The sequence below is a fragment of the Stenotrophomonas sp. 2YAF26 genome (assembly GCF_052114625.1).
In the GTDB taxonomy this organism is placed as follows: Bacteria; Pseudomonadota; Gammaproteobacteria; order Xanthomonadales; family Xanthomonadaceae; genus Stenotrophomonas; species Stenotrophomonas indicatrix.
On sequence record NZ_JBFRFC010000015.1, the window covers coordinates 61,305 to 75,343 of the forward strand.

General features: G+C 66.5%; 10 protein-coding genes, 1 pseudogene and 1 riboswitch. Of the genes and pseudogenes, 4 read left to right on the forward strand and 7 right to left on the reverse strand.

Translation table 11 applies throughout. The features are described from left to right. Positions 1-6 precede the first annotated feature (6 nt). Together ppc and AB4Y98_RS15545 are read right to left on the reverse strand one after the other, a co-directional pair. Positions 7-2,718, reverse strand: coding sequence for a phosphoenolpyruvate carboxylase (gene ppc, locus AB4Y98_RS15540; RefSeq protein ID WP_442244689.1), 2,712 nt, complete (start codon positions 2,716-2,718; stop codon positions 7-9). A 235-nt stretch (positions 2,719-2,953) separates the two neighbouring features. Beyond that, positions 2,954-5,299: pseudogene (locus tag AB4Y98_RS15545) on the reverse strand (S9 family peptidase); the annotation flags it as partial. A 123-nt stretch (positions 5,300-5,422) separates the two neighbouring features. Continuing rightward, a riboswitch (S-adenosyl-L-homocysteine riboswitch) is annotated at positions 5,423-5,505 on the forward strand. Between the two features lie 36 nt (positions 5,506-5,541). Between AB4Y98_RS15545 and ahcY the strand changes: the two are divergent. The 3 genes from ahcY to AB4Y98_RS15560 all read left to right on the forward strand — a co-directional run bounded on the left by ahcY (position 5,542) and on the right by AB4Y98_RS15560 (position 8,196). Beyond that, the gene (ahcY, locus tag AB4Y98_RS15550) at positions 5,542-6,987 is read left to right on the forward strand and encodes an adenosylhomocysteinase (RefSeq protein ID WP_025876541.1); all 1,446 of its coding nucleotides are present in this window, start codon (positions 5,542-5,544) and stop codon (positions 6,985-6,987) included. Between the two features lie 232 nt (positions 6,988-7,219). Beyond that, positions 7,220-7,693 carry a Cys-tRNA(Pro) deacylase gene (gene ybaK / locus AB4Y98_RS15555; protein WP_100462958.1) on the forward strand — a complete coding sequence of 158 codons (474 nt, stop codon included), beginning with the start codon at positions 7,220-7,222 and terminating at the stop codon, positions 7,691-7,693. Further along, positions 7,693-8,196 (forward strand): hypothetical protein, encoded by a 504-nt coding sequence (locus tag AB4Y98_RS15560; RefSeq protein ID WP_100462955.1) that lies wholly within the window; start codon positions 7,693-7,695, stop codon positions 8,194-8,196. The genes ybaK and AB4Y98_RS15560 overlap by 1 nt, the downstream gene beginning before the upstream one ends. Here the strand turns inward: AB4Y98_RS15560 and AB4Y98_RS15565 are convergent. Further along, positions 8,193-8,828 (reverse strand): energy transducer TonB, encoded by a 636-nt coding sequence (locus tag AB4Y98_RS15565; RefSeq protein WP_363729859.1) that lies wholly within the window; start codon positions 8,826-8,828, stop codon positions 8,193-8,195. The genes AB4Y98_RS15560 and AB4Y98_RS15565 overlap by 4 nt on opposite strands. A gap of 69 nt (positions 8,829-8,897) precedes the next feature. Then, positions 8,898-9,455 (reverse strand): DUF3228 family protein, encoded by a 558-nt coding sequence (locus AB4Y98_RS15570; protein ID WP_100462950.1) that lies wholly within the window; start codon positions 9,453-9,455, stop codon positions 8,898-8,900. Between the two features lie 136 nt (positions 9,456-9,591). Here AB4Y98_RS15570 and AB4Y98_RS15575 point away from each other — a divergent pair, with 136 nt between their 5' ends. After that, positions 9,592-11,115: an amidohydrolase family protein gene (locus AB4Y98_RS15575; protein WP_033830365.1), complete on the forward strand. Its 1,524-nt coding sequence runs from the start codon at positions 9,592-9,594 to the stop codon at positions 11,113-11,115. 9 nt (positions 11,116-11,124) lie between these two features. On the opposite strand, the gene AB4Y98_RS15580 is transcribed toward AB4Y98_RS15575, so the two are convergent. The 3 genes from AB4Y98_RS15580 to AB4Y98_RS15590 are packed head-to-tail and all read right to left on the reverse strand — an operon-like array spanning position 11,125 to position 13,875. After that, the gene (locus tag AB4Y98_RS15580) at positions 11,125-11,856 is read right to left on the reverse strand and encodes a LytR/AlgR family response regulator transcription factor (protein WP_223494245.1); all 732 of its coding nucleotides are present in this window, start codon (positions 11,854-11,856) and stop codon (positions 11,125-11,127) included. After that, positions 11,853-12,902 (reverse strand): sensor histidine kinase, encoded by a 1,050-nt coding sequence (locus AB4Y98_RS15585; RefSeq protein ID WP_442244649.1) that lies wholly within the window; start codon positions 12,900-12,902, stop codon positions 11,853-11,855. Before AB4Y98_RS15585 ends, AB4Y98_RS15580 begins: the two co-directional genes overlap by 4 nt. Before the next feature lie 37 nt (positions 12,903-12,939). After that, entirely contained in the window at positions 12,940-13,875 is a 936-nt protein-coding gene (locus AB4Y98_RS15590; protein ID WP_442244650.1) for an alpha/beta fold hydrolase, read from the reverse strand. Positions 13,876-14,039: the final 164 nt, after the last annotated feature.

Consider the following 14,039-nt stretch of genomic DNA (forward strand, 5'->3'; position numbering starts at 1 on the left):
CTCGCATCACCCCGTGTTCTGCACGCCCTGCGAAACACCATTCACGCAGGCCACCAGCGCACGCAGCAGGTCGTCGTCCTCGCGTCCGCTTTCGCGCCAGCGCTGCAGCAGGTCCACCTGCAGCACGCTGATCGGGTCCACATAGGGATTGCGCAGGCGGATCGACAGCGCCAGCCGCGCGTCGTGGTCCAGCAGGGTCTGCTGCTCCATCAGCGCCAGCAGCCAGTGCCGGGTCAGCTCCAGTTCGCGCTCGACCTGCGGGAAGAACGCATCGTGCAGCTCGCCGGACAGGCGCGAGAACTGTTCGGCGATGGTGATATCGCCCTTGGACAGCACCATCGCGATGTCATCCAGGAAGGTGCGGAAGAACGGCCAGTCCCGCGCCATTTCGCGCAGCGTGGCTTCATGGCCGGCGTCCACCGCCGCCTGCAGGCCGCTGCCGACCCCATACCAGCCCGGAATCACCGCGCGCGCCTGGCTCCAGGCAAACACCCACGGAATCGCACGCAGGTTGGTCAAGGCCGCATCCTGGCCGAGCCGGCGCGACGGCCGCGACCCCAGCGTCATCCGTTCGATCACATCGATCGGCGTGGCAGTACGGAAATAGTCCATGAAGCGTGGCTGGCCGACGAACGCCCGATAGACCTCGCTGCTGGAACCGGCGACCACGTCCATCACCGGCCGCCAATCGTCCTCGCGCGGCTCGGCGGCTCGCGGGCGCAGGCTGGCGCGCAGCACCGCACCGGTGGCCTGCTCCAGCGAACGCAACGCCAGCGCGCGGATGCCGTACTTGCGGTGGATCACCTCGCCCTGTTCGGTCACCCGCAGGCGGCCATCGATGCTGCCGCGTGGCGAGGCATCGACCGCGTGCGTGGTCTTGCCACCACCGCGGCTGATCGAGCCACCGCGGCCATGGAAGAAGGTCAGGCGCAGGCCCGCTTCGGCGGCCACCTCCAGCAGTTCCACCTGTGCGCGCTGCAGGCCCCAGCGTGATGCGGCAATGCCACCATCCTTGCTGCTGTCCGAATAGCCGAGCATCACCATCTGCACGTCCTCGCGTGCACGCAGATGCGCGCGGTACACCGGATCGGCCAGCAGATCGCGCAGCGTCGCGGTGCCGCGCTTGAGGTCGTCCACGGTTTCGAACAGCGGCGCGATATCCAGTGGCACGTGGCCGGCGTCATCGACCAGGCCGCCACGACGCGCCAGCGCCAGCACCGCCAGCACATCGCCACGGTCGTGCGCCATCGAGATGATGTAGCTGCCCAGCGCGTCGCCACCATGCCGCGCACGTGCATCGGCCAATGCAACGAACACCGCATCCAAGCGCTGGTTGCCTTCATCATTGCCAACGGGCAAGGGTGTCTCGCCACTGGCATGCGGTGCCAGCAGGCGTGCGCGACCCGCTGCATCCAATGCGTCCCATGCAGCATCGCCACCCAGCACTGCCGCCAGCGCGCGCGCATGCACGCTCGATTCCTGGCGCACATCCAGCCGCGCCAGATGGAAGCCGAAGGTCTTCACCCGCCACAACAGGCGCTGCACCGCGAAGCCGCCGGCATGCTCGCCCCGGTTCGCGCGCAGGCTGTCGAGGATCAGCTGCAGGTCATCGATCAGCTCGTTCGGGCCGGCATAGGCGCCGTCGGCATCATCCAGCGTGGCCTGCAGGCGTGCGCGCATGCGGTCGTTGAGCAACCGATATGGCATGTCGGCATGGCGTGGCCGCGACTGCACCTGCGGCAGCAACTGCTGGTAATGCGCGACGCGCGCCTGCAGTGCATCGCTTACCCCCACCCGCTCGGTGGATTGGCTGAGCAGGCTGGCCAGCTGCAGCAGTTCCTTCTGGTAACGGCCCAGCACGGCAACGCGCTGTGCATCCAGCGTATTGCGGATGGTGTGCGCATCCACATTGGGATTGCCGTCCATGTCGCCGCCCACCCATGTGCCGAAACGCAGCAGGCGCGGCAGCGGCAGTTCCGCGCCATAGGTATCGCGCAGTGCCTGTTGCAGCGATTCGTACAGCACCGGGATCACCCGGTACAGCACCTGCACCAGATAGAAGCCGACGTGCTCGCGTTCGTCGTCCACGGTCGGGCGCACCGGCGAGGAATCGGTGGTCTGCCACGAGGCGGTCAATGCCATGCGGAAGCGCGCGGCATCGGCGGCGGCTTCGCCGGGGGTGCGTTGACCGTCGAGGTTGTCGACCAGGCTCGCCACCATCAGCTGCTCTTTCTCCAGCAGCGCGCGGCGCACCGCTTCGGTCGGGTGCGCGGTGAACACCGGCTCGATATCGATGTGTGGCAGCCATTGCGCCAGTTCGTCCAGGCCGACGCCCTGTGCCTTCAGGTGCTGCAGGGCGTCCTGCAGACCGTCGGGTTGCGGTGCGGCGGAAACGGCGCGCTGGTAGTCGCGACGACGGCGGATGCGATGCACGCGCTCGGCGATGTTGACCACCTGGAAGTAGGTGCTGAACGCACGCACCATGGTCTCGGCCTGCTGCGGCGCACGCCCGGCCAGGCCTTCGGCCAGTTCGGACAGCGGTGCCTGGTTCTCGCGGCGGGCGATGGCACGCGTACGCACGTCCTCGACGTCATCGAGGAAGGCGGCCGACACCTGCTCGACCAGCAGGTCGCCGACCAGTGCACCGAGACGGCGCACATCGTCACGCAGGGGAAGATCGGGGGAAGCAAACTCGATACTGCTGCGGTACTCGTTCATCGGCGACGCACAGGCCTCGGTCAACGGATCCAGACCCCAAGCCTAAACCAGATTGCGTGCCATGCTGCGATGCAGAAATGGTTTCATCTGGTAGTGCCGGCCGCTGGCCGGCAACCTCACGTTGGGGGCTCACCGGCTATCCCTGATTCAGACGGTTCAGGCACACTCCTGACATTCCCTTCCAGGATCCTGCCCATGCGCGTTCTGCTGCTGTCGTCCCTGTTGCTCACCGTCACATGCGTTCGCTCTGCATCGGGAAGGTGCCCGAGTTGTTGTCGTCCACGCCGTGGATGAAGAGGATCGGATCCTTGATCCTGTCGGCGTAATTGAACGGCGCCATCTTCTGGTACACGTCCTGCGCCTGCCAGTAGTTGCGCTCTTCGGCCTGGAAACCAAACGGGGTGAGCGTGCGGTTGTAGGCGCCGCTGCGCGCGATACCGGCCTTGAACAGGCGGGTGTGCGCGAGCAGATTGGCGGTCATGAACGCACCGTAGGAGTGGCCACCGATGGCGATGTGCTCGCGGTCGGTCACGCCACGCCGCACCACCTCGGCCACCGCTGCCTGCGCATTGGCCACCAGCTGTTCGATGTAGGTGTCGTTGGGCTCCTTGTCGCCTTCGCCGATGATCGGCATCGACGGGCTGGCCAGCACCACATAGCCCTTGGCCAGGAACGCCTGCGGGCCCCAGTAGCTGATGGCGTTGAAGCGGTACGGCGAATCGGTCACCTGGCTGGCGGCCGCCGCGCTCTTGAACTCACCCGGGTAGGCCCACATCAGCAGCGGCCGCGGACCATCGCGCTTGGGGTCGTAGCCCGGCGGCAGCAGCAGGGTCGCGGTCAGGTCCACGCCGTCCTTGCGCTTGTAGCGGATCTGCTCCTTCTGCACGCCCTTCAGCTGCGGCAGCGGATGGGCGAAATGAGTCAGCGCACGCGGTGCGGCGTTGGTGTCGGCCAGCGACTGCACGTAGAAGTTGGTCGGCTCGTCCGGGCTCTCGCGGCTGATCAGCAGCGAACTGGCCTGCGCATCCAGCAGCGTTACCGGCGCGGCGTAGGTCGGTGCCTGCGAATGGAACAGGCGGGTTGCCTTGCCGCTGGCCACGTCGAAGCGATCAACGAACGGACGGTCGCCTTCCGGCGATGCACCGGCACCGGCCAGGTACAGGCTGCCGCCATCAGCGGTGGTCTGCAGCAGCGAGCGGCCGCGATCATCACTGGCCATCAGCGGGCGGCCCGGATCGGCGTAGCGGTCCTGCGCGTCGCGATCCCACAGCAGCCTGGCATCGGCGCTGGCGTTGTCCGGTGCGATCAGCCAGGTCTTGCTGCGGCGGGTCTTCCACCACGATTCGTTGAGCAGGGCCAGGTCGCCGCGGCCCCAGCTGATGCCGGCATAGCGGCTGCCGAGCTGGGCCAGGGTCACCGGCGGCGTGTCGAATGGTGCGGCCTGCATGAACACCGCATCGCGCACCTTGGCTTCCCTGTTCGGGTCGCCACCATCCTGCGCTTCGGCCCAGACCAGGGTGGCATCGGCATCGCCGCGCCAGCTGATGTCACGCACGCCGGTCACTTCGGCATCGTTGCCGGTCGGCAGGCCTTCCACCAGCGGCCGTACGGCCACGGTATGCACCAGCTTGCCGGTGCTGCGGTCGAGCACTTCGATGCGGCGCGGGAAGCTGCTCAGCGGCACCACGTAGGAGTACGGACGCTGCACCGGCTGGCTGAGCACGAAACGGCCGTCGGGCGACACCGCAAAACCCATGAAGATGCCGGCCGCACCGATGGCACGGCTCTGCCCGTCCAGGCCCACTTCCATCGGTTGGGTGGTGGCGTAGTAATCGAACTGGCGCGCGTCGGCCTCGTTCTTCAGCAGGTCCTGGTAGGTGCGGATGGACACCACGCCACCGCCCTGGCTGGTCTGCTGCACGGCCGGACCGGTCGGGATGCCATCTGCAGCCGGGGCGGCGCCAAGGTTGCTCGGGCGGGTGAACACCACCAGGCCACGGCTGTCCGGCAACCACTGGTAGCCAGTGCCCAGAACGGTGTTCAGGCCGGCGACCAGGCGACGGGCGCTGCCGCCAGCCACGTCCACCAGCCACAGCTCATTGGCCCCGGTAGCGGCATCGACCTGGTTGAAGGCCAGCCACTTCTGGTCCGGCGACCACGTCAGGCTGGCGATCGACAGCGAGGCCGGCAACCCGCTGATCTGCCGCTCCTTGCCGTCAGCCACATTCATCAACCACAGCTTCTGGCCGAAGCTGAAGCGGCTGTCAGAGAAGGTTTTCGGATTGATGCGCAGGCCCGCGAGTTTCAGCTCCGGCTGCGCCACCACCTGGATCGACGGCAGCGACGGCATCTGCATCAGCGCGGCGACATCCCGGCGCGGCGACAGGAACAGCGACGGCGCCCGCGGCGCGTCGACCACGGCCTGCAGTGCGGCCGAGGGCAGCTCGTAACCGGCCACGCCCTGTGCCTGCGCTGCGGCCGCCTGCGGTGCCGCAGCCCAGGCCTGCGGGACCACCGCCAGCAGTGCCATCGACAGGACCAGGCCAGTCAAGCGCCGGTTGCGGCGTGCGTGCGTGCTCATCATTGTTCCACCTGTTCGCTGCGTGAAGCCCTCGACCTTAACAGGCCATGCACCTGCGCCCATCTGCCGATGGTTGGGTCATCGCCGTGTCACAGCGGAGGCGCGATATAATGGGCATCCTCCCCTGCCGAGGGGCGCTGCGACCGGATCCCTTGAGACCGGCCAGGCTCGGCCAGGTGGCTTTGCAACAACGGCGCCCGGCCAGATGCGAGCATCCGCTCGCCCACAACCGGAGCTACTGCATGAATGCTGTTGCCAAGACCTTCTCCACCGAAGGCGATTACAAGATCCGCGACATCACCCTGGCCGACTGGGGCCGCAAGGAACTGGACATCGCCGAGCACGAAATGCCGGGCCTGATGTCCATCCGCCGCAAGTACCAGGCCGAGCTGCCGCTGAAGGGCGTGCGCGTGACCGGCTCGCTGCACATGACCATCCAGACCGCGGTGCTGATCGAGACCCTGAAGGACATCGGCGCCGACGTGCGCTGGGCTTCGTGCAACATCTTCTCGACCCAGGACCACGCCGCTGCGGCGATCGCCGCCACCGGTACCCCCGTGTTCGCCTGGAAGGGCGAGTCGCTGGAAGAGTACTGGGACTGCACCCTGGACGCGCTGACCTTCACCCTGCCCGACGGCACCCTGACCGGCCCGGAGCTGGTGGTCGACGACGGCGGTGACGTGACCCTGCTGATCCACAAGGGCTACGAGCTGGAAAACGGCAGCACCTGGGTCGACGAAAAGGCTGCTTCGCACGAAGAGCAGGTCATCAAGAACCTGCTCAAGCGCGTGGCCAAGGAGCGCCCGGGTTACTGGGGCCGCGTGGTCAAGGACTGGAAGGGCGTTTCGGAAGAAACCACCACCGGCGTGCACCGCCTGTACCAGCTGGCCCAGGCCGGCACCCTGCTGATCCCGGCGATCAACGTCAACGACTCGGTCACCAAGAGCAAGTTCGACAACCTGTACGGCTGCCGCGAGTCGCTGGCCGATGGCCTCAAGCGCGCGATGGACGTGATGCTGGCCGGCAAGGTCGCCGTGGTCTGCGGCTACGGTGACGTCGGCAAGGGCTGCGCCGCGTCGCTGCGTGCCTACGGCGCGCGCGTGGTGGTCACCGAGATCGATCCGATCTGCGCCCTGCAGGCGGCGATGGAAGGCTTCGAGGTCAACACCATCGAATCCACCCTGGGCCGTGCCGACCTGTACGTCACCACCACCGGCAACAAGGACATCATCCGCATCGAGCACCTGAGCGCGATGAAGGACCAGGCCATCGTCTGCAACATCGGCCACTTCGACAACGAGATCCAGGTCGATGCGCTGGTCGCCTTCCCGGGCGTGAAGCACGTCAACATCAAGCCGCAGGTGGACAAGTACATCTTCCCCAACGGCAATGCGATCTTCCTGCTGGCCGAAGGCCGCCTGGTCAACCTGGGCTGCGCCACCGGCCACCCGAGCTTCGTGATGTCCAACTCGTTCGCCAACCAGACCCTGGCGCAGATCGACCTGTGGGCCAACAAGGGCACCTACGAGAACAAGGTGTACCTGCTGCCGAAGAAGCTGGACGAAGAAGTGGCCCGTCTGCACCTGGAAAAGATCGGCGTGAAGTTGACCACCCTGAGCCAGGAACAGGCCGACTACATCGGCGTGCCGGTGGAAGGTCCGTTCAAGCCGGATCATTACCGCTACTGATGCCGTGCGCGGGGTCGGATCCCTTTCCGCAGGAAAGGGCTCTGACCCCAGCAACGGATGCACACGGACGGGCGCCTTCGGGCGCCCGTTCTGCGTTGGCGTTCGGTCATCCGCCCTGCATCCATCCGACACAAAGGTGGTGTAGATCCACGCCACGCGTGGATGCTGTTCATTGGCCACACGCAGTAGTCTCAGTCAAGGCAACGCCTTCGCCCCGCGCTACGATTCCCCCATGACCCCGGCCATCAACCTGCTCAAGCGCGAGAAGATCGCCCATACCGTGCACAGCTACGTGCACGACGCCCATGCCGAATCCTATGGCGGCGAAGCCGTCGAAAAGCTGGGCCTGGACCCGGCACAGGTATTCAAGACGCTGCTGGCCAACACCGAAACACACGAACTGCTGGTAGCGATCGTACCGGTGGCCGGCCAGCTCGACCTGAAAGCACTGGCCGAGGCGGCCGGCTGCAAGAAGTGCGAGATGGCCGCCGTCGATGCCGCGCAGCGCGCAACCGGCTATCTGGTCGGCGGCATCAGCCCGCTTGGGCAGAAGAAGCGCCTGCGCAGTTTTCTCGACGCCAGCGCGCAGGCACTGCCCACCCTGCACGTCAGCGCGGGACGCCGCGGCCTGGAAGTGGAACTGGCCCCGGCCGACCTGCTGCACCTGACCGGCGGCCACTACGCCGCGATCGGCAGGCCCCGTTGATGCGCTGGCCCTGGTCCACATCGCCGCCACCGCGGCTGGACGATCCGCAGGCCGATGTGCTGCTGCAGGATCTGCTGTCGCGCGATGCCAGTCGTATCCATGCGGCCAGCAGCCGCGTGGCACGGTTGTTCAGCGCTACGACGCTGGATGCGCTGGCGCCGCAGACGGAGCGGATCGAGCAGGCCTGCCAGGGCGTGCAGCTTGGCGGGGCACTGGTCAGCAACGATGTGCACCTGAAAGCCGCACTGCGCCGCCTGCGCTATTGGCGTGAACGCAGCGGCTGCTTGTGCGCGCTGTATCCGGATTATCTGTTCTTCGACCCACGCCGTCTGATCGAACAGGGTCATGTGCGCTTGCTGGAACTCGGCGTAGCCGAGGACGGCTGGGGCGACCGTCATCGGGTGGCCTGCACCTGCTGCGGCCAGCACTGGGATGCCATCGATCGCGAGTACCACTACCCGTGGTGGGAGTGGACACCGATGGCGGGGACTTCGGCCGGCTAATCGCTCGCAAACGTGGCTGTGGCAGGCACCATGCTCATACGTGGGGTGCTGGAGGTCCCTCCCTCCCGTTTCCATCGCCATCCCAGCGCGGCCTTCACTGCCGCTTCGTCGAGCAGCGGATGACCGCTGGACCCCGCAACGATGACTGCTTCGGCGTGCCCCTGGTCATTCAACAGCACGCTCATGCTCACTTTGCCCTGCAGGTTGTCAGCGCGTGCAGCCGCCGGATAGCTCGGCATGGAAGCGCGGTCAAGACGCCAGCCAGCGGCATCCTGGACAACCTGCGACGTGCGTGCGGAGAGCGCGCAGCGCGAAGGCATCTGCAGTTCGAAGCCCGATGTTCCCTGCGTCGGCTGGGCGTTTGCCGGTTTGCCACATGCGATGAGGGAGATCGCCTCCAGCATGCGTTGCTGGCGTTGCAGCGCTGCTGCATCGCTCCCGGTTGCGCGGAACGTACAGCGCCCTCCGATACTGGATGCCTGCAACTGGTCGACACTGGCATCACGGACCGCCGCCGGCTCGGACAAGCTTCCGCAGGACGCGTCGGCGTCGTATCCCGCCGAGCAACCACCAGCGGCAAGCAGCACGGTCCCCAGCACAGCGCCCCGTGGGTTCATGCGTCCCATCATCATTCTGCACCTCCTGCGCCAATCTGCCGCCATCGTAGCGTGTTGTTGCGCGGCCGTTTCACAGCGTCCCGATCATGGGCGCCAGTTGGCGTTGTTCTCCCAGAACGCCACGGCACGCTGGTACGCCGCACGGTCCAGCGGCACGCCGGAGCCACCCTCCTCCACGCCCAGCGCATTGCGCATCATCGTGATCGGTGCCATCGGTACTTCTTCCGGTTCGGCGGTGTAGATGCAGCCGACGATGCCCCAGTCCGCATCAATGGGCGAGCCCTCCTTGGCCAACTGCTCGGCGCTGTACAGGATCACCACCAGGAAGTTCGCCCGCGGCGATTCCACGCCCTCGAACCAGCGCACCAGCACCGGCAGTTCGTCGCGGTTGCGCGCCTCGTAGCCACTGCGCAGCTGGTGCCGGTTGGCGTCGGTGATCGGCACGGTCAGGCAGCGCGTGCTGGTCCAGTTTTCATAGACGAACAGCTTGCAGAACGGTGCATAGCCATCGAGCACCTTCAGCGGCGGGTGCGCGTTGAGATGCGCCTGGAACTGCTCGGCACTGCAGTCCTGGATGGTGTTGCCGCGCGGTACGCGCGGGAACAGGCGGGGGCGGGCGAAATCGGTGAGGACGATGGACATGGCGCGGTGTGATCGAAGAATCCGCTGCACAGGGTAACCGCCCCCGGCGGTGCAGGGGGAGCAGGCCGAGAGTCACTGGCGTCCGCGGCGGACTTGCCCCACCCTACCTTCGACCTACCGCAGGGATTGCAGGCTCATGGATGCAGCACGCGCGTTGTCCCCTTCCCCTCGATCACGCCAACGGCCTCTGCTGAAGGCAGTAGCGGCTGTGCTTCTCGCTCCGCCCCTGCTGTTCGCTGCCGCCCTGATCTGGCCGTTGCCAGCGCCGCCGCCACCCGATGTCGGCAACAGCCGGGTGATCATCAATGCGCGGGTGGTGGACGTGCAGAACGGCGTTGCCAGCGCGCCCACCACTGTAACGGTGCGCAACGGCACCATCATCGCCATCGGCAATGGCCCCCACGACGCCACCTTGCACGTATTCGACGCCGGTGGCCGCTGGCTGCTGCCTGGCTTCTGGGACATGCATACCCACGCACTGCAGCTGTCTCCGCAACTGCAGTTCCCGTTGATGCTGGCCAACGGCATCACCGGCACCCGCGACATGATGGACTGCCCGCAGCCGACCGATCCGCTGATCGCCTGCGTCGCTGACAAGCGTCGCTGGAGCGCACAGGCCATCGCTGGCACGTTGACCGCGCCGCGATTCGTGCAGGTGGCCAGCTTCTACTTCGAAGACCCTGCGCTGGCACCACAGGACGCCGTCCGTCGCGCGCGTGAGTACGCCGAGCGCGGCGTGGATGCACTGAAGGTCTACAACCGGCTGCGCCCGGATACCTACCAACGGCTGGCTGCCGAGGCGCGGCAACTGCATCGTCCGCTGGTGGGCCACCTGCCCAGGGCGGTGGCGCTGGAAGAGGCACTGCAGGCCGGACAGCACAGCTTTGAACACGCGCATCTGTTCGTTCGCCACTGCTCCGGCTCCGCAGCTGCATGGCGCAGCGGGACGCTGGACGGTGAAGACCCGACAGCCTTGGCCGAGCACTTGGTGGACAGCTATGCGCCTGCAAGGTGCAAGGCCGCCTTCGCGCTGATGCAGGCCAGCGGCAGCGCCTTCGTGCCCACTCATGTCACCCGCGAGGAGGATGCCCGCGCGCGCGATCCGGGCTTCATCGATGATCCGCGACTGGCGTACCTCGATCCGCTTTCGCGCTGGGCCTGGCGCGACGACCTGCAGGCCACGGTCACCCGCCATCCAGGCCAACGTGGCGAGCGCGCACTGCACGCCTATTTCAATCATGGCCTGGCACTGACCGGCGCTGCGCACCGCGCCGGTGTTCCGGTGCTGGTGGGCACCGACACCGGGCTTGGCGGCTTCCGCTATCACGATGAACTGCAACTGCTGCACCAGGCCGGACTCAGCCAGGCCGACGTGCTGCGCGCAGCCACGTTGCACGCCGCACAGCACCTTCGCCTGCAGGCCCGGCATGGCAGTGTCGAGGTCGGCAAGGCGGCCGACCTGGTGCTGCTGGACGGCAATCCTCTGCTGGACATCGGCAACAGCCGGCGCGTGCATGCGGTGCTGCTGGCCGGCCACCTCTACGACCGTCCAAGGCTGGATGCACTGCTGGCCTACTCCCGCGCGCAGGCACGCTCACCTGCGGTGATGGCGCGGCTGCTGTGGGGATTCGTGACCAGCCCGGTCAGCGCGGAACTGTAGGATCGGCGGCTACAGCGCCATCCGCTCGCGCAGCTCCCGTGCCTGCCGCCGCGACACCTCCACTTCACTGCCATCATCCAGTGCCAGATCGTAACCATCGCCAATGCTCGGCGTGACCGCGCGAATGCGCCGCAGGTTGACCAGCGTGTTGCGGTTGGCACGAAAGAAAAGGTCCGATGGCAAGCGTGCTTCCAACGCGCTCAGGCTGCGGGCCAGCAATGCGTTCTGGTCGCGGAACCACAGCCGCGTGTAGTTGCCGTCCACCACCAGCCGACGGATCTCGGCAATGGACACGAACCAGCAGCGCTCGCCTTCGCGCACGAACACCTGGTCCTGCGCACCCAGCGTGCCGTGCACTGTGGGAGGTTCGGTATCCAACGCCGCATGATGACGCGCACGCTCCAGCGCTTCCAGCAGTCGCGGTGCTTCCACCGGCTTCACCAGGTAATCCAGTGCATTGGCCCGGAACGCGCGCACTGCGTAGGTGTCGTAGGCAGTGACGAACACCACCGAGGGCACCCTTTCCAACCCGTCCAGTACATCGAAGCCGGTACCGGAGGGCATCTGCACATCCAGCAACACCAGGTCCGGCGCCAGCGTGGCGATCGCCTCGCGCGCAGCAGGCACATCGTCGGCCTCGCCCACGCACTGCACCCATGGCAGCGACGACAGCAGCGTTCGCAGCTCCTGCCGCGCCAGCCGTGCATCATCGACAATCAACACACGCAGCGCGGCCGTCATTGTGGAATCTCCAGCAGCGCCTGCATGCGGTCGCCGATCGGCTGCAGGGCGAAACGGCCGCGCGTGCCAAGCTGCGCGCGCAGGTAGGCCAGTCCCACACCATGCCCTTGCGCAGGTTCGCCGCCAGTGCAGAGCGGGTTGTCCACCTGGAGGCGCAGCAGGTCATCTTCCAGCGACGCGCGGATATGTACCTCGCCGCCGCCCGCGCGGCTGGCAATACCATGTTTTATCGCGTTCTCCACCAACAGCTGCAATGCCATCGCAGGCAGTTGTGCCTGCACAGCCTCTGCGGCTATCTCCCGCCGCACCTGCAGACGCTGTTCGAAGTGGATCGCCTCGATAGCCAGATAGTCGTCGACCACTTCCAGTTCCTCGGCCAGGGTCACCTGCTCGCTGCGATTGTGGGCCAATGCGTGGCGCAGCGTGCGCGACAGGCGGGTGACCATGTCGCGGGCACGCTCGGGGTCTTCCAGAATCAGCGCTCGCAGGTTGTTCAATGCGTTGAACATGAAATGCGGATTCAGCCGCGCACGCAACGCATCGCGCTCCAGGGCGCTGCGCTCCGCCTCCACCCGCAATCGCGCCAGCTCGCTGTGGCGCGCGCGGCGCAAGCCATGCAGGCCCGCCCACAGTCCCGTCCACATCAAAAGGAACAGGGCGGTGTTCATCCAGTACAGCACGACCGACGACAGCTGATAGTCGGCACGCCCACCGGGCAACTGCACCCAGCCCAGGGCTAACGCCGGCAACAACAATGCCGCCGTCAGCGCCTGTGCAATGCTGGCGCCGACCACCACGCCAGTTGCCAGTTTCAACACCAGGCTGCCCAGACTGCCATCCCACCAGCGCTGCCGCAGTGCGACCGAACGCAGCACGCCGCTGCACAACCACAGGGAAACGGCAATGCTGAGGGAGATCAACACCACGCCGCTGAACAGCGTACCGCCGCCGATACGCACCCCCAGCCACAGGCTGTACGTCGCATAGCCTGCCCACGCCAGCGCGTTGAGGATCCAGAAGCGGCGGGATGGCGTGGTAGCGTCCATGAGCAGCCTTGGCGGTGGAGGAAAGGGCATACGGCGGTCAGGGATGTGCGGCGAGGAAGCGGCGCACCTGCGCCTGCAGCCAACGCGGATCATCCCACATCAGGAAGTGGTAACCCTGTGCGCTCATCTCGATCTGCACACCCGGCAGCTTCGCGTACTGCGCCTGGAACTGCGCACGGGTACTGGCTTCCGTACCCCCCATCGACTGATAAGCGGCCCAGCTGCCCAGCACCAGGACCGGCGTGTGGATGCCGGCGATGTCATCACGCAGATCGCGCACCAGCATGGAGTACATCGCATCGGCCATGCTCGTGCGATCACTGTCGCGCCCCCAACGCTGCAGCTCCGGCAGATGCTGGGTGCTGCGGGTCAGGGCTTTGGCAGTCGCATCGTTGCGTGCATTGAAGCTGGCCTCATCGGCCGCCAGCAGGCCTTCACGCAGCTGCCCGGCCATCATCCCCACGTTCTGCGCGGTGGCCTGCGGATTCATCACCGCCGCATAGAACGGCAGCGAATCAACGATCACCAGCGGACCGATGGTATCGGGTGCCTTCAGTGCCAGTTGCATCGCCAGCACACCCCCCAGGCTGTGGCCGATCACGGCAACCTTCGACAGGTGCCGCGCCTGCAGATAGCCCAGTAGTTCGTCGCGCATTGCCGGCAGGAAATCCGCCGGGCGCGGATCGGCAGGCGCCGCACCGGCAAAACCCGGCAGTTGCACCAGATGGCACTGCACGTCCTTCAGGGCCAGGCAGGTCTCACGCCAGACCTCCGCACTGCTGTTAAGCCCGGGAATCATCAGCAAGGGACGGCCCTTGCCGAGCACCTCGACCTGCACTGTGCCTGGAACGGCGGCCTTGTCGACGGCGGTGGCATGGGCCGGGCCTGAGCCAAGCACGGCCATCGCCAAGCCGATCATCGCCAGCCTGGCCAAGGCCTTCATCGCGTACCAGAGTGCCTGGAAGATCTTCATCGTCTGCTCCTTCATCGCGTGGGTGGTGCCGGGATTGGGACCAGCCTGGCTTGGCTTCCGGTGCCCCGGTTGCGATTACGGAGCAACGGCCCCTCAGCGGGGCGAACGGTCGCCAGCACGGGACGGCCTGACCCTACACGTTCACCGCACATCCATCTTGATGA

Coding starts and splice junctions, on each gene's coding strand:
- ppc (WP_442244689.1), bottom strand. CDS start 2,718: ATGAACGAGTACCGCAGCAGTATCGAGTTTGCTTCCCCCGATCTTCCC.
- ahcY (WP_025876541.1), top strand. CDS start 5,542: ATGAATGCTGTTGCCAAGACCTTCTCCACCGAAGGCGATTACAAGATC.
- ybaK (WP_100462958.1), top strand. CDS start 7,220: ATGACCCCGGCCATCAACCTGCTCAAGCGCGAGAAGATCGCCCATACC.
- AB4Y98_RS15560 (WP_100462955.1), top strand. CDS start 7,693: ATGCGCTGGCCCTGGTCCACATCGCCGCCACCGCGGCTGGACGATCCG.
- AB4Y98_RS15565 (WP_363729859.1), bottom strand. CDS start 8,828: ATGATGATGGGACGCATGAACCCACGGGGCGCTGTGCTGGGGACCGTG.
- AB4Y98_RS15570 (WP_100462950.1), bottom strand. CDS start 9,455: ATGTCCATCGTCCTCACCGATTTCGCCCGCCCCCGCCTGTTCCCGCGC.
- AB4Y98_RS15575 (WP_033830365.1), top strand. CDS start 9,592: ATGGATGCAGCACGCGCGTTGTCCCCTTCCCCTCGATCACGCCAACGG.
- AB4Y98_RS15580 (WP_223494245.1), bottom strand. CDS start 11,856: ATGACGGCCGCGCTGCGTGTGTTGATTGTCGATGATGCACGGCTGGCG.
- AB4Y98_RS15585 (WP_442244649.1), bottom strand. CDS start 12,902: ATGGACGCTACCACGCCATCCCGCCGCTTCTGGATCCTCAACGCGCTG.
- AB4Y98_RS15590 (WP_442244650.1), bottom strand. CDS start 13,875: ATGAAGATCTTCCAGGCACTCTGGTACGCGATGAAGGCCTTGGCCAGG.